The organism is Streptomyces sp. NPDC048172, from assembly GCF_043202595.1.
GTDB lineage: Bacteria > Actinomycetota > Actinomycetes > Streptomycetales > Streptomycetaceae > Streptomyces.
The window spans coordinates 148,347-167,585 of sequence record NZ_JBIDAT010000011.1 but is presented as its reverse complement, the minus strand read 5'-3'; the positions used below and the strand labels follow the sequence as shown (position 1 = coordinate 167,585).

Annotated in this window: 17 protein-coding genes, 1 tRNA gene and 1 pseudogene; 9 read left to right on the top strand and 10 right to left on the bottom strand. The window is 71.1% G+C overall.

Annotated elements, in window-relative coordinates; genetic code table 11:
• Nucleotides 1-152: 152 nt before the first annotated feature.
• Together ACGF3A_RS38075 and ACGF3A_RS38070 are read right to left on the bottom strand one after the other, a co-directional pair.
• Complete coding sequence (locus ACGF3A_RS38075) at nt 153-1,106, bottom strand: hypothetical protein (protein ID WP_393735102.1); 954 nt, start codon at nt 1,104-1,106, stop codon at nt 153-155.
• Entirely contained in the window at nt 1,103-3,283 is a 2,181-nt protein-coding gene (locus ACGF3A_RS38070) for a PEP/pyruvate-binding domain-containing protein (RefSeq protein WP_393735101.1), read from the bottom strand. Before ACGF3A_RS38070 ends, ACGF3A_RS38075 begins: the two co-directional genes overlap by 4 nt.
• 401 nt (nt 3,284-3,684) lie before the next feature.
• Between ACGF3A_RS38070 and ACGF3A_RS38065 the strand changes: the two genes are divergently transcribed.
• The 5 genes from ACGF3A_RS38065 to ACGF3A_RS38045 all read left to right on the top strand — a co-directional run bounded on the left by ACGF3A_RS38065 (nt 3,685) and on the right by ACGF3A_RS38045 (nt 7,527).
• On the top strand, nt 3,685-4,104 hold the full coding sequence (locus tag ACGF3A_RS38065) for a TIGR02611 family protein (RefSeq protein WP_393735202.1): 420 nt from the start codon (nt 3,685-3,687) through the stop codon (nt 4,102-4,104).
• A 260-nt stretch (nt 4,105-4,364) separates the two neighbouring features.
• Complete coding sequence (locus ACGF3A_RS38060) at nt 4,365-5,075, top strand: DUF3159 domain-containing protein (RefSeq protein WP_393735100.1); 711 nt, start codon at nt 4,365-4,367, stop codon at nt 5,073-5,075.
• Nucleotides 5,076-5,129: 54 nt separating this feature from the next.
• On the top strand, nt 5,130-6,668 hold the full coding sequence (locus tag ACGF3A_RS38055; protein WP_393735099.1) for an MDR family MFS transporter: 1,539 nt from the start codon (nt 5,130-5,132) through the stop codon (nt 6,666-6,668).
• A gap of 66 nt (nt 6,669-6,734) precedes the next feature.
• Complete coding sequence (locus ACGF3A_RS38050) at nt 6,735-7,391, top strand: TetR/AcrR family transcriptional regulator (protein ID WP_393735098.1); 657 nt, start codon at nt 6,735-6,737, stop codon at nt 7,389-7,391.
• Nucleotides 7,392-7,454: 63 nt separating this feature from the next.
• Nucleotides 7,455-7,527: transfer RNA gene (locus ACGF3A_RS38045), tRNA-Arg, on the top strand.
• An 878-nt stretch (nt 7,528-8,405) separates the two neighbouring features.
• Here the strand turns inward: ACGF3A_RS38045 and ACGF3A_RS38040 are convergent.
• Both ACGF3A_RS38040 and ACGF3A_RS38035 read right to left on the bottom strand, forming a co-directional pair.
• A pseudogene (locus tag ACGF3A_RS38040) lies at nt 8,406-8,987 on the bottom strand (recombinase family protein); the annotation flags it as partial.
• An 837-nt stretch (nt 8,988-9,824) separates the two neighbouring features.
• On the bottom strand, nt 9,825-10,037 hold the full coding sequence (locus tag ACGF3A_RS38035) for a hypothetical protein (protein WP_393735097.1): 213 nt from the start codon (nt 10,035-10,037) through the stop codon (nt 9,825-9,827).
• Nucleotides 10,038-10,183: 146 nt separating this feature from the next.
• Between ACGF3A_RS38035 and ACGF3A_RS38030 the strand changes: the two genes are divergently transcribed.
• A complete protein-coding gene (locus ACGF3A_RS38030; RefSeq protein WP_393735096.1) occupies nt 10,184-11,368 on the top strand; it encodes a helix-turn-helix domain-containing protein in 1,185 nt (394 codons plus the stop codon).
• A gap of 664 nt (nt 11,369-12,032) precedes the next feature.
• On the opposite strand, the gene ACGF3A_RS38025 is transcribed toward ACGF3A_RS38030, so the two are convergent.
• The 5 genes from ACGF3A_RS38025 to ACGF3A_RS38005 form a co-directional block, all read right to left on the bottom strand.
• Nucleotides 12,033-12,194, bottom strand: a complete 162-nt coding sequence (locus ACGF3A_RS38025; protein ID WP_393735095.1) for a hypothetical protein — start codon at nt 12,192-12,194, stop codon at nt 12,033-12,035.
• A complete protein-coding gene (locus ACGF3A_RS38020) occupies nt 12,178-13,500 on the bottom strand; it encodes a hypothetical protein (RefSeq protein ID WP_393735094.1) in 1,323 nt (440 codons plus the stop codon). Before ACGF3A_RS38020 ends, ACGF3A_RS38025 begins: the two co-directional genes overlap by 17 nt.
• 375 nt (nt 13,501-13,875) lie before the next feature.
• Nucleotides 13,876-14,400, bottom strand: a complete 525-nt coding sequence (locus tag ACGF3A_RS38015) for a cupin domain-containing protein (RefSeq protein WP_393735093.1) — start codon at nt 14,398-14,400, stop codon at nt 13,876-13,878.
• Nucleotides 14,397-15,320 (bottom strand): alpha/beta fold hydrolase, encoded by a 924-nt coding sequence (locus ACGF3A_RS38010; protein WP_393735092.1) that lies wholly within the window; start codon nt 15,318-15,320, stop codon nt 14,397-14,399. The genes ACGF3A_RS38015 and ACGF3A_RS38010 overlap by 4 nt, the downstream gene beginning before the upstream one ends.
• Before the next feature lie 8 nt (nt 15,321-15,328).
• A complete protein-coding gene (locus ACGF3A_RS38005) occupies nt 15,329-15,508 on the bottom strand; it encodes a hypothetical protein (protein ID WP_393735091.1) in 180 nt (59 codons plus the stop codon).
• Nucleotides 15,509-15,654: 146 nt separating this feature from the next.
• Here ACGF3A_RS38005 and ACGF3A_RS38000 point away from each other — a divergent pair, with 146 nt between their 5' ends.
• From ACGF3A_RS38000 to ACGF3A_RS37990, 3 genes are all read left to right on the top strand, one after another.
• Nucleotides 15,655-16,287, top strand: a complete 633-nt coding sequence (locus ACGF3A_RS38000; RefSeq protein WP_393735090.1) for a TetR/AcrR family transcriptional regulator — start codon at nt 15,655-15,657, stop codon at nt 16,285-16,287.
• Between the two features lie 75 nt (nt 16,288-16,362).
• Nucleotides 16,363-17,397 carry a helix-turn-helix transcriptional regulator gene (locus ACGF3A_RS37995; RefSeq protein WP_393735089.1) on the top strand — a complete coding sequence of 345 codons (1,035 nt, stop codon included), beginning with the start codon at nt 16,363-16,365 and terminating at the stop codon, nt 17,395-17,397.
• A 79-nt stretch (nt 17,398-17,476) separates the two neighbouring features.
• Entirely contained in the window at nt 17,477-18,667 is a 1,191-nt protein-coding gene (locus ACGF3A_RS37990; protein ID WP_393735088.1) for a multidrug effflux MFS transporter, read from the top strand.
• An 8-nt stretch (nt 18,668-18,675) separates the two neighbouring features.
• Here the strand turns inward: ACGF3A_RS37990 and ACGF3A_RS37985 are convergent, their stop codons facing one another.
• Nucleotides 18,676-19,239 (bottom strand): helix-turn-helix domain-containing protein, encoded by a 564-nt coding sequence (locus ACGF3A_RS37985; RefSeq protein ID WP_393735087.1) that lies wholly within the window; start codon nt 19,237-19,239, stop codon nt 18,676-18,678.

Genomic DNA, 19,239 nt, shown 5'->3' with positions numbered 1-19,239 from the left:
GGTAAACGGGAGAGGGAACGGTTCGCAAGGGGCATGTCGCGGCGCCTCATAAGGCCTCATAAGAGGGGGCGGAGGCTGTCAGCGTAAGCGGGAGGGCGCCCGGCGTCCCCCGCGCGCCGCCAAGTTCGCCCCCGCGACGTGCCGTTCATGGTTCAGCGCGACGCCTGCCCCTCCCCCAGGACACGTGCCGTCGCACGGTCCTGATGTACGTCCGTGAGGCAGCCGCGCAGCCGCATCAGGTTGTGCGGGGACAGCCCCGGGCGTACGACGCCGACGTAGACGTCCCGTTCGAGACGGCTCAGCGGCGCGTGCTCCAGATGGGCCGAGGTCGAGCTGCGGCACCGTTCCCACAGCCCCTGCGCGGCGAGCCGGGCGGCGGTGCCTCCGGGGCGCGCACGCCGCACGTCGACGCGGAAGACCACCGTGGTGGCGGCCGTTCGCGCCGGGCGGGCCTCCTCGCGGGTCTGGGTGGCGTCCGCGAGCCTGTCGTAACCGGCCGACAGCAGCATGATCACGAGCGCGACGGCGAGCACGCCTCCCACGAGCCGCCACGGGCTCCGCGAGGCGACGGCGGGACGGTCCTCCAGCCGTACGGTCTGCGCGTCGGCGGGCAGCGGGGGCGCCGTCAGGCCCACGAGCCGCCCCGCGAGCCGGTGGTCGGCGCCGCGCGCCGTCGTCTGCGCGATCTTCTGGATCAGCCAGGCCGCGCCGGACAGCGCGGCGCCCGCGACGACGAGCACGGGCACGAACACATACGTCCGCTCTCCCTTACCGCCGTCCTTGACGTCGAGCCAGGCGAAGGGGCCGGTGGAACTGCCGGTTCCGTTGGAGCCGTTGAGGTGGCGGCGTACGTCGGCATACGGGTCCGGGGCGGGGGCAGGCGCGGGGGCTCCTGCCCGGCTGCTCTCCTTGAGCTCCCTGACGTGCCGTTCCAGCCGGTCGAGGCGTAACAGCAGGACCGTACAGACGAGGACGCCCTCGATGGCGAGCAGCAGCGTCCCGGACAGCAGGGCGCGCTGCCACTCCCACCGGTAGAGGTACACGACGAGATAGACGGCCGCGCCCGCGGCGGCGGCGAAGCCGATCAGGAGGCTGAGGTACTTCACGTCACGCCCACCGTCTCGGCGGGGGGCACGGGCGGCCTGGTCTGCTCTGTTTGCGCGGTCTGCTCTGTCTGCGCGGCCTGTGGTGTCTGTGCTGTCGGCGCCGGTGCGAGGATCTCGACCGTGCCCCCGCTCCCGTCCACGGAGACCTCGGTCCCGGGCGGGAACCGTTCCGTCGCCCCGGGGAGGCCGACGACGGTCGGCACCCCGTACTCACGGGCGAGCACGGCGAGATGCGAGAGCGGACTCCCCGTCTCGGCGACCAGCCCGGCGAGCCGGGGCAGCACGGTGGCGAGCGCCGGATCGAGCGTCCGTACGACGAGCACCGCTGCCCGCTCCGGCGGCTCCGGCGGCTCCCCGTGTGTGCCGTCCCATACGGTCCCGGCGCCGATGCCGCCGCCCGCGCCCTCACCCTGGCCCTCGCTCGCGCTCTCGCCCCGGGCCGCGCGTATCCGTTCGGCGACCGGCCTCCCCTCGGCCAGCCGGAACGCGGCGGGCAGCGGCGGCGTCCACGGGCGCGGTACGCGCGCCTCGAAGCCGTCCGGCAGCGCGCCCGTACGGGAGTGCTCCAGCACCTCGTCCCAGCGCAGTTGCGCGAGGCGCGCGGGGCTGTCGAGCACGCCGTCCGCGCACCACCGCGCGGCCAGCTCCCGCGCCATGGCGGCCTGCATCTCCTGCACCCACCGCACGCGCAGCCGCAGCGCCTCCCGCGCGGGCAGCGCCCCGACGCCGCGCGGCATGCCGGTCCGTCCGGCCGCCCCTACGGTCCGTACGGTCCGCGCCGGGAACCCGGCCCACGCCTCCTCGTCCGCCAGCGACGGCGGTACGAGCGAGAGGAGCACCGGATTCCGTACGAGCAGCGCGTGGTCGCCGAGCCCGCGCCGCCGCCCCTCCGCCAGGACCGCCAGCGCCTCGGACGCGCCCGTCGTCCCACTCCCGCTCCCGGGCTCGGGCCCGGGCCCGGGCCCGGGCCCGAGCAGCGCGCCCGCGAGCGACTCCTGCGCGTGCAGTGCGGAGAGCGCGGAACGTCCCCAGGCGAGCGCGGCGAGGAGCTGTCCGCCGAGCATCCGCGCGGGCGGCGGGAACGCGGCGAGCTGCCGGTCCGTGTCGGCCGCCAGGTCCGCTGCGAGTCCGGGCAGCGCGGCGCGCAGCCGCCCGACCCGCCAGGCGGCGGAGGCGCGACGGGCGCCGGGGGCGGGGTTCACATGGCTGAGGACGGGGTGGGGGTGCGGCACGGCGCCGAGCAGCCGCAGATCGGCGGCGGCCCGCCCGTCGACGGTCGTGACCAGCGGCACCGTACGCAGCGCGCGGCGCGGCGCGGCACCGGCGATGTCGAGCGCGAGTGTGAGCCCGTGCGACATGGGGGCGAGCCAGAGGTCCTCCTCCAGCGGCTGGAGGACTCCGGGGAAGGTCTCGGCGACGGGCCCCGGCCCCAGCAGCCGCGCGCCGCGCGGCACCCGGGGCGCCACCGCAGTGACGGGCCGGGACTGGAAGAGCCAGAGCGTGCCGTCCCCGTCGAAGCCGAACTCCATGTCCTGCGGCCCGCCGAACAGTTCGCGGGTGCGCCGCGCGAGCCGCGCCAGCCGCCAGAGCTGCGCGCGCCGCAGGACCTGCGGCGCGTCTCTGGGGCGCTCCACGACGCGTCCGCGCGGGGTGAGTGCGTACAGCGCCCCGCGCACGCTCCCGCCGACGAGCCGGTCGGGGCCGCCCCGTACGGCACTCACCAGCACCCGGTCGGCCCTTCCGGCGACGGGATCCACCCCGAACACGACCCCGCCCGCCACCGCGTGCAGCATGGGCTGCACCAGCACGGCGCCCCCGCGCCCGTCCCCGGAGGCGAAGACGGTCGCGACGGCGCGCAGGAACTCCTCCCACCCGCGCACGTCCAGCACGGTCTCGAAGCGCCCCGCCATCGACGACCCGGCCTCGTCCTCCCCCGCGAACGACGACCGTACGACCACGGGCCGCGTCCCGCCCCTGCTCACCTCGCGCCAGGCCGCGCGCAGCACGCCCCCGCCCGCCGAGGGAGGCAGCCGCCGCGGCAGCACGGCGAACCCCGGCAGCACGGGCAGCCCCGCTGCGGCCGACCGCGCGAGACCGGCGGCCTTCGCTCCGACCAGCTCCGGGTCCACCGCCCGCCGGTCTCTCAGCGACACCACGGACAACAGGTCAGGTTCCACGCCGGTCCCCTTCCACCCCGTACGGCGACACAGGGGGACACACCACCCCTACGCGGCCCTACCCCGCCCTACCCGGACGTCTCCACCACCGAGGACGCTCCGCGCACCCCCCGGGTTGACCCCGGGGCGTGTCCGCGTGTTCACCCCTCCGTATTCCTCGCCTCCGGCGCAACCTGGAACCCTGTTGATGGCGTCACAAAGTGACAAGTGCGATCGCCAGCATGCGACAGCCAGCAAGGGATTGATCTGACGTGGTGAACCAGACGGAAAGCGACAGTCACGAGCGGGCCGCCGAGCCCGGGGCCGTGACCGGGACCGGGACCGAGGCCGAGGCCGGAACCGGGGCCCGGACTGAGGCCGGGACCAAGGCCGGAACCGGGGCCGGGAGCGGACCCGAGCCCATAGAGGTGACCAAGCCCGACGACCCCGAGGACGCGGGGGCGGACGAGAAGCCGCTCGGCTCCAGGGCGCCGCACTTCATCAGGCGCTCCCGGACGCTGCACCTCGGCTGGCAGGCCGGGGTCTTCCTGATCGGCCTCGCGATCGTCGTCGCCGGCGTGATCATGCTGCCCCTGCCGGGTCCCGGCTGGCTGGTGATCTTCGCGGGCATGGCCGTCTGGGCCACCGAGTTCATCTGGGCCCAGCTCGTGCTGCGCTGGACCAAGCGCAAGGTCACCGAGGCCGCCCAGCGCGCCCTGGACCCACGCGTCCGCCGCCGGAACATCGCCCTGACCACGGTCGGCCTCGTGATCTGCGCCGCGCTCCTGTCGGCGTACCTGTGGAAGTACGGCATCGTCATGCCCTGGGACATCGACCGCTGAGCTGCCGCAGTCACAGCCACAGCCACAGCCGCGGGGGACTCCTCTTAACCGGCCGCCGCCACACCGCACTTGAGAGCCGCGACGGGCAACTACCGCCCGTCGCGGCACTTTTGTGCCCACTCGCGCTCATCATGTGACTCAGGTCACATAATCCGGGGTAGCCAGCACTGTCGCTAAATGACACGCTGTCATTAAGTGACGAAGCGACGGAAGTCGCGATCGCACTCGCCCGTCCCCAACCCCGGAAGGCCCGATTCCCCATGCAGACGCACCAGCCGCACCAGCCACAGCAGCCGCAGCAGCCGCAGCAGCCGCCGAACGAGGCGGCGGAAGCCCCCAAGAAGCGGCCCACGGTCCTCGAACAGATCGGCGGCACCAAGGGCGCCGTCTACTCCGTGATCCCGGTCATCGCGTTCGTTCTCGCCAACAACTCCCGCGGGCTGAAGTTCGGGATCATCGCCGCGTTCGTCGCCGCGGGAGCCGTCGCCCTGGAGCGGCTGCGGACCAAGGAGACGCTGCAGCCCGCGCTGGGCGGGGTGCTGGGCGTCGCGGTCGCCGCCGGAGTCTCCTGGTACACCGGCTCGGCCAAGGACTTCTTCCTCATCGGCATCTGGGCGAGCCTGGGCGGCGCGATCCTCTTCCTCGCCTCCGTGCTCGTCCGGTGGCCGCTGGCGGGCCTGCTCTGGAACTCGGCCACCGGCAAGGGCACCCTCTGGCGCGCGGACAAGCGCTCGCGCCTCTACTACGACATCGCCACCCTGACCCTGACCGCGGTCTTCGGCGCCCGTTTCGCCGTCCAGTACTGGCTGTACGAGACCGACCAGGTCAGCTCGCTCGGCTTCGCCAAGGTCCTCATGGGCTACCCGCTGCTGGGCCTCGCGCTCCTGGTCGTCGCCTGGGCCGCCCGCTGCTCGAACAAGCGCCTGAAGGCCGTAGGCCTCCTCCCCACCGGACCGACCGGACGTTCCTGACGCACTGCACGCACCGCACGCACCGCACGACGTGACCGAGGGAGGCCGAACGACATGACCGAGGAAACGGGAACGAGGGCCCGCCGACAGGTGCTCCAGACGGTGTCCGGTCTCGTCGTCGGCCTCTTCGTCGCCGTCCTCGCCGGAACGGTCGTCTCCAACGCCCTCCCCCGCATCACCGCCGACCTGGGCGCCGGCCAGTCCGCCTACACCTGGGTCATCACCGCGGAGCTGCTGGCCATGACGGCGACCGTGCCGCTCTGGGGCAAGCTCTCGGACCTCTTCGACAAGAAGCTGCTCGTCCAGCTCTCCCTGGTCCTGTACGTCATCGGCTCGCTCCTGGCCGGGTTCTCCCAGAACGCCGAGACGCTGATCTTCAGCCGCGTGGTGCAGGGCATGGGCGCGGGCGGGCTCACGGCGCTGACCCAGGTCGTGCTCGCGGCCGTCATCCCGCCGCGCGAACTGGGCCGGTACAACGGCGTCTTCGGCGCCGTCCTCACCACCGCGACCGTGGCCGGGCCACTCATCGGCGGCGTCATGGTGGACACCTCGTGGCTCGGCTGGCGCTGGTGCTTCTTCTTCGGCGTCCCGTTCGCGCTGCTGGCCATCGCGCTGCTGCAGCGCACCCTCGACCTGCCCCGCGTACCGCCCCACGTACGCCGCCGCCCCGAGGTGAAGATCGACTTCCTCGGCGCGTTCCTGATCGTGGGCGGCGTGAGCGCGCTGCTCATCTGGGTCTCGCTGGCGGGCAGCAGCTTCGGCTGGCTGTCCTGGGAGACCGGCGCCCTCACGGCCACCGGCACCCTGCTGCTGGCGACGGCCCTCCCCGTCGAGGCGCGGGCGCCGGAGCCGGTCGTCCCGCTGGACATCTTCCGCAACCGCACCGTGGCCCTGACCACCGTCGCCTCGCTGCTCGTCGGCGTCGCCCTCTTCGGCGGCACCGTCTTCCTCTCCCAGTTCTTCCAGGTCGCCCTGGTCAAGTCCCCCACCGCCGCGGGCCTGATGAGCCTGCCGCTGGTCCTGGGCTCGCTCGTCGCCTCCACCGTCACGGGACGGCTCGTGAGCGCGACCGGCAGCTGGAAGCGTTACCTGGTCGCGGGCGCGGCCCTCATGACCACCGGCCTCGCCCTGCTCTCCACCATCGACGCCACTACGTCCCTCGTCCCGCTCAGCCTCTTCATGGCCGTACTCGGCACCGGCGTCGGCATGCTCACCCAGAACCTGGTCCTCGCGGCCCAGAACGACGTCCGCGCCGCCGACCTCGGCAGCGCGACCTCCGCACTCTCCTTCTTCCGCAGCATGGGCGGCACCATCGGCACCAGCGTCCTCGGCGCGCTCCTCGCCCACCGCGTCACGGCGGAGCTGGCCGCGTCCGGCGGCACCCGCCCCGAACAGGCCTACGGCGCCGCGACCGCCGACCTCTTCCGCTGCGCGACCCCCTTCGCGCTGCTGGCGCTGATCGCGGTGCTGTTCCTCCAGGAGAAGCCCCTCAAGACGACGACGAGCACGCAGCGCCTGGCGGAGGAGGGGACGGAAGCGGCAACGACAACGGCAACGGCAACGGCAACGCTGACGAAGGCCGAGCCGATGTGACGCCCGACGTCACTTACTGCCACTATGACACTTGGTGTGCTGAGGTGACGTGAGCAGGGAGTGGAGATGGCGGGCGCGGCTTCGACCAAGCGCAGCGGGATGAGCGACGAACGCCGCCGCCGTCTGCGGCTGGAGATCTCACGGGAAGCGGCCCGTCTCTTCTGGGAACAGGGCGTGGACGGCACCAGCGGCGACCAGATCGCCGAGGCCGTGGGCCTCTCCACACGCACCATCTGGCGCCACTTCCGCAGCAAGGAGAGCTGCGCCGAGCCCATCGTGTACAAGGGCGTGGAGTGGGAGATGTCCATGCTCCGCAGCTGGCCCCCGGAGCTCTCCCTCGAAGAGCACATCAGCGCGGAACAGCGCAGATACAGAAGCGAGGCGGACGAGACCGTACGGGCCGACGACGCCCTCGCCCTCAAGATGATCCGGCTCGCCGACGACGAACCGGCCCTCCGTACCGCCTGGCTGATGGCCTGCGACCAGATCGAGCGCGAAATGGCCGAGATCGTCGCCGTACGCCTGCGGCTCCCCGCCGACGACCTCCAGATCCGCCTGCACGCCGCGTCGGCCACGGCCGCCCTCCGCATCATCAGCGAGCACATCGGCGCCGCCCTCCTCGCCGGCACGGACCCCAAGGAATTCGCCGACGCCCACGAGAGCCTCGCCGAAGCCATCCGCAACGCCACCGGCAACGCCATCGGCGACCCCATCACCCCCTGACCGGCACCACCCCCCTCCCCCATCCGCTAACCTGTCCTGGGTCACCCTTCGGGGCCGACCCCCGCCTCCGTAGCTCAGGGGATAGAGCACCGCTCTCCTAAAGCGGGTGTCGCAGGTTCGAATCCTGCCGGGGGCACGTGCTGCATCTGTACGGCGAGAAGGGCCTGCGATCTTTTGGGTCGCGGGCCCTCTCGCATGTCCGGCACCCTGCGCGGCGTCGGCGATCTCGGACAGCCGGTCGGCGGGGAGCCGGATCGTGAGGGTGACGTCGTCGGTGTCGGGGTGGAGCTGGGCGGTGAGCCTCGTGATCTCGTAGAGGCGGCGCTGGAGACGTTCGGGGGCGCGGGAGAGGTTCAGCGCAAGGTAGGGAAGGGCGTCGAGCAGGCGGGCGGTCTGGGCGGTCGGGCGGGGCGAATCGACCGCTCCGGCTTCGGCCTCGTTGAGGTCCGACAGCGCTGCGACAGCGGCTCGACGCTCGGCTTCCAGCTCGTTGTAGGTCTGCCGCAGGCCCTGCGCGAAGGGGTCACCGGCCTCGCAGTCCTGTGCCTGCCGGAGTGCGTTGTGCTGGCGGCGGACGATGTCGTCGAGAGTGCGTTGATGGAGATCGCGTTCCGCTTCTCGTTGGCGCGCGGCGTGGTCGTCGGCCGTGGCGAGGTCGGCGGCGAGCAAGGTACGGCGGTGGGGGCCGAAGACGCGGTCGGCGAAGAATGCGTTGATGGCCTCCAAGAGACCGGTCTCGCCCACATACCGGGTCTTGGGATGTCCCGCGTACGTGTCCGGACGCCCGCGATTGTTGGCCCGGGGCCAGCAGGCGTAATAGGTCGTGCGGTGGCGCTCGTTGCCGTACATGCGGCGTCCGCAGGCGCACAGGACCATCCCGCGCAGGACGTAGGTGCGGCGGGTGGCGGGGTGGGTGTTGGGTGCGCCCCCGCTACGGGAACCGCGACCGGCCAGGCGGCGCGCGGCAAGCTCGTCGAACATCCACTTGGGGATCAGCGGCTCGTGGACGGGTTCCGGCGACCAGACCCACAGGGCCGGGTCGTTGCAGGCTCCGCGCTTGGAGCGGGACGCTCGGCGGTTGAAGACTTGGTAGCCGGTGTACTTGGGGTTGCGGAGAAGCTCGCAGACGGTCGACTTGCTCCAGGCCCCGCGTGCCCGTGCGGGGCCTGGTGGCTCCGGCGGCGGGTGGCGGTCGAGGTCAGTGTTCAGCCGGTCGGCGATGGCGGAGTAGCCGAGGCTCTCGTGGTAGCGCCAGAGGGCGATCTGCGTGACCGTCTCGGCCTTCGCGCCGTCCGGCTCCAGACGGGACTTCGTCGCGCCCTTGTCGGCCTTGGCGGGGTTGGGGTGGCGGTACTGGCGGGCGCGGTAGCCGTACGGTGGTTTGCCGATGTTCCAGCCCTCGCGGACGTGGGTGCAGAGGCCGCCCCAGGAGGTCTCCAGGGCGTTGAACACCTCGTACTCGGCGACGGACTGGTTGATGCGGCGCTGGAGGATCTGCTGAGCGCGTCCACCGTCGAGCTTGATCGGCTCGTTCCAGGCGAAGAGAGGGACTCCGGCTCGCTCCAACTCCCGCTCGACGGAAAGGTTCTCGTACATGCGGCGGGCCACGCGGGACGTGCTCTCGCAGATGACGGCGTCGAAGCGGCGATCCGGGCACGCGGCTTCGGTGAGCAGGTCCGCGATGCCGCCGTCGCGAGCGACCGGGATCCCGAACCGCTCGTAGCCGGTGCCCCGGCCCCGGGCCTCCAGCTCCATCCGGCCGGACTCGACGTCGAAGAAGTGGCAGACGATGAACCAGGCATCGGGGAGGGCCGACTTGCAGCGTTCCAACTGCCGCAGCAAGGACTGCCGCGGATCCTGCTGCTCCTCGGTCGAACACCGTCCGACCCATGCGACCCGGACCTCGCCACGCAGCAGGACCGTCGGCACCCCGAACGGGGAGACGGCCAGGTCGGACGGACCTGTTGCGCTCATGTTCATGTCTTGGCCTTCCGTGCCCAGACCAGGAGCTGGCGGATGACGAGGGCCAGCTCGCCTCGCAGACGTTCGCTCTCGGAGCCGTCTACCTGGATGACCCGCCCCTGGTAGCGGAGGGAAGGGCGTCGTCGGTTGGATGGTCGGTCCTGTGGGTGCATGGCGTACCTCCAGCCCCTGGAGGGGCAGGGAACGACACTGGGGCACCCTAAAAAGGCCGTCGTCCAGGTGCTTTTCCGACAGGCGCGAGGGAGGTGACCGCCGGATTTAAGCACTTCTTAGTAGTCCGCCGAGAGCGACAGCTCCACACGCAATCTGTCTGCCTCGGCAGCCGACAGCGGGAGTTCGAGGTCGGCGCAGTGCTCCCCGTCGCAGAGCAACCACAAGGGGAGAACAAGGCCACCCTCCGGCGTCTGCCGTACCGGCTTGCCGGGGATGCGGTCGATACGCCAGCAATGCTCAGGCTCCACGGAGCCCACCAGCCTCCATACCCCGTGCGGCCAGATCCTCGCGCAGCCAGTCGGGCGCGAACCAGTTCGCCGCGTACTCAAGGGCACACGACGGACACGCGTACACGATCGCGCCGGGCCCGGATCCGGACTCCACCGCCCCGATCATCACCGGGTCGCCCGTCATCCGGTGGCACCGCGCGCACCACTCACGGTCTGACATGTCAGTGCTCCCGCCTTCCGTCCTCGAATACGCGCAAGGCAACCGGAACGGGCAGTACCGGACCACTGCGGAAATGCCGTACTCCTGCTGCGACTCCGCTGCGAGGACTACGCTGACCTGGGCGGCACCTCAACGGGAGGACGGCCATGGCAAGCAGCAGGCGACGCCTCGCCGAGCGCCGAAAGGCGCGTGGCTACAGCCAGGAGCAGTTCGCGGAAGCGCTCCGGGTGGACCGTACGACCGTTCAGCGGTGGGAGAAGGGCGAGAACGACCCGCAGCCATGGCACCGGCCGAAGATCGCTCGGCTTCTCGGCCTCGACGCGACAGAGCTGGAAGCCGTCCTTGGCTCCGGCGGCACGGAACATCGCACCGACGGTGACGACGAACTCGAAGCCTGGGAGCTGCTCCGGCGAGTGCGAGCCAGCGATGTCGGCCCCGAGACCCTGTCCCGGCTGGAAGCCGACTTCGACGAGTTGGCTATCGCCTACGCCACGACTCCCCCGCAAGATCTTCTGCCGCGCGTCCGTCGGCACACGGCATACGTGGCTCAATTACTGGACTGCCGCAAGCCGCTGAAGGAGCACAGGCGTCTCCTGACCGTCGGCGGGTGGCTCTCGCTCATCGGCGCCACGCTGCACATCGATTTGAAGCAGCGGCACGCGGCGGCGGCGCGCTTGCAGACCGCAGCAGCGCTCGCCCACGAAGCCGATCAGCCGGAGATCGAGGCGTGGTGCTTCGAGACGGAAGCCTGGCGGGTCCTGACAGCAGGCGACTACCAACGGGCCCTGGAGCTGTCCCGGACAGCGCAGAAGGCGGCTCCGAAGGGAAGCTCGGCGGCCATCCAGTCAACGGCCCAGGAGGGCCGTGCTCGCGCACGCCTGGGGCAAGCCCGGGAGACCTACGCGGCCATCGACCGGGTCCACACCATGGCAGCGTCCGCCGACACCCCGGAACGCCCGGAACACCACTACCGCTACGACCCGTCGAAGTCCCTCGCCTACACCGCTACCACGCTCGCCTGGCTCGGCGACGCGTCCGCCGAGACACACGCCCGCGAAGTGATCGACCGCCTGAATCCGAGCGACGACATCACCAAATGGCCTCGCCGAGTGGCGACCGCCAATATCGATCTCGGACTGGCGCTGCTCGCCCAGGACCGCCTCGACGAAGCATGCGATGCCGCGCAGCGCGCCATTCTCAGCGGCCGGATCGTCCCGTCGAGCCATTGGCGAGCGCGTGAGGTCGTAGCGGGACTGGAGAAGAGAAATCTGCCAGAGGTGAAAGAGCTACGGGAGGTTTACGAGGGAATGAAGAGACTCACGGACAGGTGAGTGCACGCTCGCGGCGAAAGCGAATCAACCCAACCGGCGCCCGCCGCCGGGCTCCTCCCGCCTTATCTGAACAGAACTGTTCTGTAGATAAGTCGGGGATAGCGTGGGAACCCGCCCTACCACCTCTGACCTGCACCGTAGTAGCCGCGACTGAGGGCCCGCCTAATGGGCCCGGGGGTGAGCCCCCGGAGAAGTGCTCCGGGAGGAACCCCTAGAAGCCCCGTACCGTGCCGCCCTACTGCGCCGGAGCACTTCACTTCGCACCACTGTGCGCCTTCCCTCGACAACGCGAGGCCAAGAGGTTGGGTCTTCCGACATTCCGCTCGTGTGAGAGGTGGCATGGCATGGCCCGACAGTCCAAGTGCGGAGCGACTACCAAGAAGGGAACGCGCTGCCAACGGCTGGCACTCATCGGCGCCTCCCGCTGCGACATCCATTGCGGCCCTTGGTCCCGCGAGGCCACCGGGTGGCGCAAGGGTAAGCCGAAGAAGCGCCGGAAGTAGTAACCCCGAGCGCAATCAGCGTTTTGACCGTCCGGCCAGCGCGACCCACGCCGAGATCACCAACTCGCCCCGTACAGATGCAGCCCGCTCCTCCCCGGGGGCACCAGCGAAAAGGCCCCGGACCGATCATGGTCCGGGGCCTTTGGCATCCACATCTGACATCAACGCAGGCGGCCCCTCGTGACCGGCCGCCGCATCACGACGCCGAGTCCGGCCCCGGCCGCGGTGAGCAAAGTGGCGGTGCCGTACCGAGCACCGTCCAGCCGGATCACGCGAGGCACGAACGTCGCCGCGTCCAGGAAGGCGTCAGTCACCCGGCTCACGCGACTCCCACATGCTTCGCATCCGCTCACGCGCCTGATCGGAGGCGGGGACTCGTTCAAAGACGCCCTGACGAACCCGATGAACGATGTCGATCCCGTAATGGTGCAGGAGGTGGCGTTCCTTGGCCTCAAGCGGTTGGGGAAAGAGCGCCGCGAGGCGATCGACCTTGCTGGGAGCGTATCGCGCGTAGTCGAGCAGCTGAGCCAATGCCTCGCGCACATAACTCCGCTCGACACGCGACTTCGCCTCGATGAGCTCGCACCCCTCAGGGCCGCTCAAAAAGATGTCACAGATACCGGCCGTACTGGAAAAACGTTTCACCGTCGTGTCGGTGAGAGTTTCGCGAAATTCGATGACCAACGCGGCCTCGTCGCGGCGGAAGAAGACCTGCTGCGCAGCTCGCTCCACCGCTGTGTAGCGGGTGTGCTGTCGCTCCACCGGCAACTCGCGGACCTCGCCGGGCGGTGCCACAGCACCAGCGTCCTCCAGAGCCGTTCTGGTATTGATGAGCAGGCCGTCGATTCCCGCACGAGCTCGATCACCGGAGAGCACCAACTGCCCGGGATACTGAAAGTTGGATTTGTAGCCGAGGAGAGCACTCAACGTGGTGTACGGAATCTCCGTCACCTCGAACTGGCGCAGGCTGTAGACCGTGTGCCAGCTCTCGCCATCCTGCTTCGGCGGCCACAGCAGGTCGGCAAAGGAACGGTTCTGGAAAATGGCCCCGATCTCGCCGATGGCACGTATGTGGTTCTTCCCCGTGAAGAGCACTACGTCGCCTGCGGACACTCCCGCCATCTTGCGGTCGTGACCTGGTGTGGCGCCCCAGAAGCGTGCCTGTCCTTCGGGGTGGAACTGCTTGAGACCGTCCAGCTGGTCTTCCGTCAGTCTCCGGGCGTACTTGGCCTCCGTGAACGGCACCAACTGGTCCAGCGTATCGGCCCAGTGCCGGCGTGACTCGGCTCTGCCGTACGCCGGCGAGACCAACAGGCGCGTCTCGGTGCTTGATTCGGCGGGGTCCTTCCCAGCCCGGCCCTCCTCGACGCGGAAGCCGAGCCGGGTCAGCACCGGGACAACTGTCGCGGCACCACCGGAAAAGTCACTCGACCCCAAGGCGCGGCCGTTCGCATGCCGGTGGGCCACACCGACGATGGCCTTGGAGTCATATCGACGGCCGTCATGAAGGAGCAAGTAGTCTCGAGCGGGCTTGAACCCGTACTTGGCCAGGAAGGCCTGCCTACCAAGGTTGTCGCACTCCGCCAGCGCCTGAAGCACGTGCTCACGTGCTATGTCACCGATTCCCACCCTCGCATCATATGACGGCCAGTCACCTCGACGACGTTCGGCGCGGTTCCTCGGACCGGCTGTTCCTCAGCCACGGCTCTCTTGTGTCACGCCGTACCACCACCCGTGCGCCCTGACCCCCCAGGTGGGTCAGGGCAAGGCCCGACACATCCAACGCTGCCGTCCTGCTGCTCTGCGGGGCTCCGGCGTCGTGGGCGCTGGGGTCAGGGGCCGTGGGCCAAGTGGGCGGCAGGGTCTCCGGCTTGCGGCGCGCATAGGGCACATATGCGTCTGTGCTCCTCCCTGTGGGAGCTGTGCCCGAGGCCCGATCGGTGAGCGGGGCGTCCCCGAGGAGAGCCGTAGCGGATGACGGCCGGGGCGGGGGTGCTCGTGGTGTCAGAGCAGTTCGGTGCGGTAATGGGCGGCGAGGTCGGTGGCTTTCTTGCTGCGGGCCGCGAGCTCGGTGTCTGTCAGTTCCGGGGGCTGCGCGGTCGCGCTCGGGACCGGGTCGGCGACCTGGAGGAAGTACTCCTCCTGGCCCGCCGGGGTGCACATGGAGTGCATGCGGGCCGGGCGGTCGGACACGTTGCGGAAGAAGTGGGGCGCGTTCGCCGGGATGTTCACGGACTCGCCAGCGTGCACGGTGACCTCCTCGCCCCGGAAGGTGAACTGGATCTCCCCTTCCAGGATCGTGAACATCTCCTCGAAGCCGTGCCGGTGCGGCGGCGGACCGCCGCCCGGCGGGACCCGCATGTCGATGAGGCAGTACCGGCCGTCGGTCTGCTCACCGGTCAGCAGGATGGTGTAGACGTCGCCGACCAGAGCGATGTGCTGGAGGCTGCCGTCATCGCCCGGCCGGGCGACGGCGAGCTGCCGCCGCGGATCGTCGGGCGGGATGGGGGAGTTGGCGGTGGGGGTCATGGCAGGCTCTCCTTCTGAGGCTTTCCGGTATCGCTCAGGAACGGGGAGAGAAGCCCCAGGAACTCAGCAGGGCTCTCCTCTGCGAGGAAGTGGCCGGTGCGGGGCACGACGGCGGCGGTCACGCCGGGAACCGCCGGACGTACGGCGTCGGCGAGTCGGGTGCCCGCTCCCAGCTCGCCCCCGATCGCGAGCACCGGCATGGCGAGTCGGCCGCCGCTCTCGTACCAGGTGCGGTTGACCTGCCCGTCGACGAGCAGGGTGCGGTAGTGCGCGAAACCGCACCGTAGGGACTCGGTGCCGGAGTAGGCATGGGTCACGGCGGTGACGTCGGCCTCGCCGATCGCGTCGGGAGCACCCGCGAGGTGGGCGAACCACCAGGTGAAGAACGCGTGTTCGTGGCCGGAGAGCAGCAGCTCCGGCACCTGTGGGGTCATGAAGAGGCCGAAGTGCCATCTGCCGCCGCGGGCCACGTCCATGGCCTGTTCCAGCCCCAGCCCGGGGACGGCGAGTTCGGCGAGTACGAGCCGTTCGACCGTGTCCGGGAATCGGCGCGCGTACGCGAACGCGACCATGCCACCGATGTCGTGCCCGACCAGCCGTACGTCGTCCCGGCGCAGCCGCAGCGATTCGAGCAGCGCGCGGAGGTCGTCCGCCTGCGTGTCCTTGTCGTATCCGGACGTCGCGCGCGCGGAGCGGCCGAGCCCGCGCAGGTCCGGCGCCAGCACGGTGAAGCCGAGCCGGGCGAGCGGCGTGAGCACGTGCCGCCACGCGAGGGCGGTCTGCGGCCAGCCGTGCAGCAGTACGAGGGGCGGGCCCTCGCCGCCGGTGAGGTAGCTGAGGGTGGTGCCATTGACGTGCGCTTCGCGGCGGGTGAATCCCGCTGGAAGCGTGTCCTCGGAGTCGGAGTCGGAGGAGGTCATGGTGGGCCTCAGCGCCTCAGTCCGGGATGCGCGAGGCGACAGTCGGCAGGCCGGGCCTGCCCGGCGGGCGAATTCCCCTCACGCGCCAGGGCGGTGAGGGTGGGACAGACGGTGCACACGTCGTTGGTCCCTCCGGCGAGGATCAGGGTGCGCCGTCCGGTCGCTCCGGTGACAGTGACAGTGACCATCGCGGTCGCTCCTGTGGCTGGAGGGCGGACGGGCGGGGCAGAAAACCGGAGCATTTCGTCCGCTTTGATTTTGACATTAGTCTGCGCTCACCACAACCGTCCACCCCGGCCCCCGGTCCGTCCTCCCGACCACGTACGGAGCACCGATGTCCCGCCCCCGCAAAGCCCGCCGCGACGCGGAAGCCAATCGCGAACGGCTCCTCGCGGCGGCTGTCACCGCGATGCACCGGGACGGCCGCCACGTCCCGCTGGCCGCCATCGCGGCCGAAGCCGGCCTCGGCATCGGGACCCTCTACCGCAGCTACCCGGACCGCGAAGCCCTGCTGCACGCCCTCGAACTCCGCGCGTACGAGCTGCTCAACTCCCTTCTGGACGAGATCGAGCACGAGGACGGCATCAGTTGCCTGGACGCGATCGCGCGCTACCTGGAGGGCGCGCTCGCCGTACGCGATCAGCTGTTCCTGCCGCTGCACGGCGCACCGCCGCTGCTCGACCCGTCCGCCGTGGAGCAGCGCAGGCGGATCAATCAGCGGCTCGACGGATTCCTCGACGCCGGCCGCTCCGCCGGCGCCGTACGCGCGCCGGTCAACGCGACCGACCTCATCATCTTCAGCGCCGTCATCACGCAGCCCCTGTCCCACGGCCCGGACTGGGACCACGTCGCACGGCGCCAGATCGCCGTCTTCCTGAACGGCCTGACGGTCGAGGGCCCGGCAGACGTGCCGGGCCCACCGGTCGAACGCGGAAGCATGGAAAGGACGTTCATGCGGCACACGTGATCAGCCCCGCTGGCCGACTGTACGCCGAGGAGCGCCCGCGGCCGCGAGCGCCGGGGTGTCGTTAGCCTGGCCGGTGTGGCGATTGTGCATCGGGTCGGTGGTGGAGGTGGGGGCGGGGGCTCGGAGGGGGACTATCTCCGCGCTGTCGGGGAGGGTGAGGACCTCGACGGCGAGGGCGTCCGGTATCGGGTCCGGCCTTCCGTGGGGGACGGGAGCATCGAGGTGACCTCGCTCGGGAGCGGGTTCGAGGTCGTGCGGTACGACGTCAGTTTCCACGGCGAGCATCGGGTGGGGTTCGAGTTTCCCTCCGGTCACTTCGAGTTGGAGTGCTGTCTCGACGGGGCGTTGCGCGTCCGGGAGGGTCAGGGCGGGGAGGGGACGCTCGGCGCCGGGGCCGTGGCGTTGAGTCCGCGCGGGGCCGTCGGCGGTGTCGTCTCGTACGGGGGTGGGGTGCGGTACCGGGCCGTGTCCGTCACCGGGACCTGGTCCGGAGTCGAGGCGTATCTCGCCGGGTTCGGGGTGGGGGCCTGGCGGGACACCCGGGCGGAGAGTGCCGCTCGGGCGCAGTACGCCGGGCGGGCTCCCGGATTCCGGGGCGTCGTGAGGCCGTTGGAGGACGTCTTTCTGCACCGGCGGGCCTCCCCCGGGCGGCGGCTGTTCCTGGAGTCGCGCGTTCTCGACGCCCTGGGGGCGGTCGTTGACGAGCTGGACGGGCCGGACGACGAACGTTCCGGGGCCAGGGCCAGGGCCAGGGCCGGGGCCGAGGCCGGGGTCGTCCTCGCACCGTACGAAGTCGCCGCACTCCGGCGCGTGCCCGGGATTCTCTGGGGCGCGCGGCACTCGCCGCCCGCCCTCGCCGAGCTCGCGCGTGCCTGCTCGATGTCCGTGCGCCGGCTCACCACCGGGTTCCGGGCGCTCTACGGGACGTCCGTCATGGAGCACCACCGGCGGCGCTGTCTCGACCGGGCCGCCGTGCTGCTCGTCGAGACCGGCTGGACCGTGGAGCGGGTCGCGCACGAGGTCGGGTACGCGTCGGCCAGCAACTTCGGTTATGCCTTCCGGCGGGACCGGGGCGTGTCACCCGCCCGGTTCCGGCGCGCGCACGCCTGAAGAAGGCACGTTCCGGGCTCCACAGGTTCCGGGGGCTCCCTCCACACCGTCGGCTGCGTCCCGCTCCGAGGATCCGGGCATGAGATCCCCTCGCATCCCCGCCCCCGCCCTCTCCCTCGTTCTCGTCCTCGCCGGGCTCTCCGCCGTGTCGCCGTTCGCCGTCGACATGTACGCGCCCGGGTTCCCGCTCATCGCCGACTCGTTCGGGGCCTCGGCGACGGGTGTGCAGTTCTCTCTGACGGCCTGCCTCCTCGGGCTCGCGGTGGGGCAGGTCGTGCTCGGGCCCCTGAGCGACGCGTGGGGGCGGCGGCGGTTGCTGCTGGGCGGGTCCGGGATGTTCGCCGTGCTGTCCCTGGGGTGCGCGGGCGCGCCGACCCTCGCCGTGTTCGACGCCATGAGGCTGCTGCAGGGGGTCGCGGGCGGGGCGGGGATCGTCATCGGGCGGGCGGTGATCAGCGATCTGTTCAGCGGCGCCCGCGCCGCACGGCAGTTCGCGGCGCTCAGCGTGATCGGGTCGACCGCGCCGGTGGTGGCGCCGGTCACCGGAGGGCTCGTGCTCGGGCTCGGCTCGTGGCGGCTGGTGTTCGTGGTGCTGGCGGTGACGGGGCTGGCGCTGATGGCGGCGGTGTGGGCGTGGGTTCCCGAGTCGCTGCCCGTCGGACGGCGCAGGTCCGGCGGACTGCGGGCCGCGCTCGGCGCGATGGGCGGACTGCTGCGGCGCCGCGCGCTGGTCGGATATCTGCTCGTCCTGGGGTGTGGGCTGGGCGCGCTGTTCGCGTACATCAGCGGCTCGCCGTTCGTCTTCCAGGACGGGTACGGGCTCTCGCCCACCGGGTACGGGCTCGTGTTCGCCGTCAACGCCCTCGGGACCGTCGCCGCCGGGGTCGTGTTCGGGCGGCTGGCCGGGCGCGTACGTCTGCACTCGCTGCTCGTCTCGGGCGTCGCCGTCACCGTGTCGTCCATGGGCGCGCTGGTGGTGCTCCTCGTCGCCGGTGCCGACTCGCTGGGCATCACCTGGGTCTGTCTCTTCGGGCTGACCTCCGGGTTCGGGATGCTGCTGCCCGCCGCGACGAGCCTCGTCCTCGCCGCCGGTGACGACGCCCCCGGGGCCGCGTCCGGGCTGCTCGGCGGCGCCCAGTTCCTGCTGGGGGCCGCGGCCGCGCCGCTTCCCGGCGCGCTGGGAGGTGACCCCGCGCTCTCCACGGCCGTCGTGGTGCTGGGGGCCGCGCTGCTGTCGGCCGTGGCGACCGTCGGCCTCGCCCGCCCCTGACTCCTCGGTCAGGGGTGGTGCGGGGGCGGTGCCGCGCGGTCGTCGCACACCAGCAGCAGGAGCGCCGCCCGTTCCTCGCTCACCGAGCGGAACTTGTGCGGGGTCGTCGCGCGGAAGTACGCGGAGTCGCCGGGGCCGAGTTCGACGGTCCGGGAGGGGATGAGCAGTTCGACGCGGCCCGTGTGGACGAAGACGAACTCCTCGCCGGGGTGGTCGCGGAAGGGCACCGGGCCCGCGTCGTGCGGCGGGTAGAGCATGAAGGGCGTCATCCGCTTGGTGCCCGCCTCCAGCGCGATGCCCTCGTAGCGGGAGCCCGGCTCGCCGTCGGCGGTGAGCTGCTGGCGGTCGCCCGCGCGCGTGACGGTGACCTCGGTCAGCTCCTCGGCGTCGGCGAAGAGATTGTCCAGCGGCACGTTCAGGGCCCTGGCGAGGGAGGCGCTGACGGCGATCGACGGGACGCTCTGGCCGCGTTCGACCTTGGACAGATAGCTCTTCGTGACGCCCGAGCGCTCGGCCAGCGCCTCCAGCGTCATCAGCCGCTCCTTACGGAGCCGCCGTACGCGATTGATCAC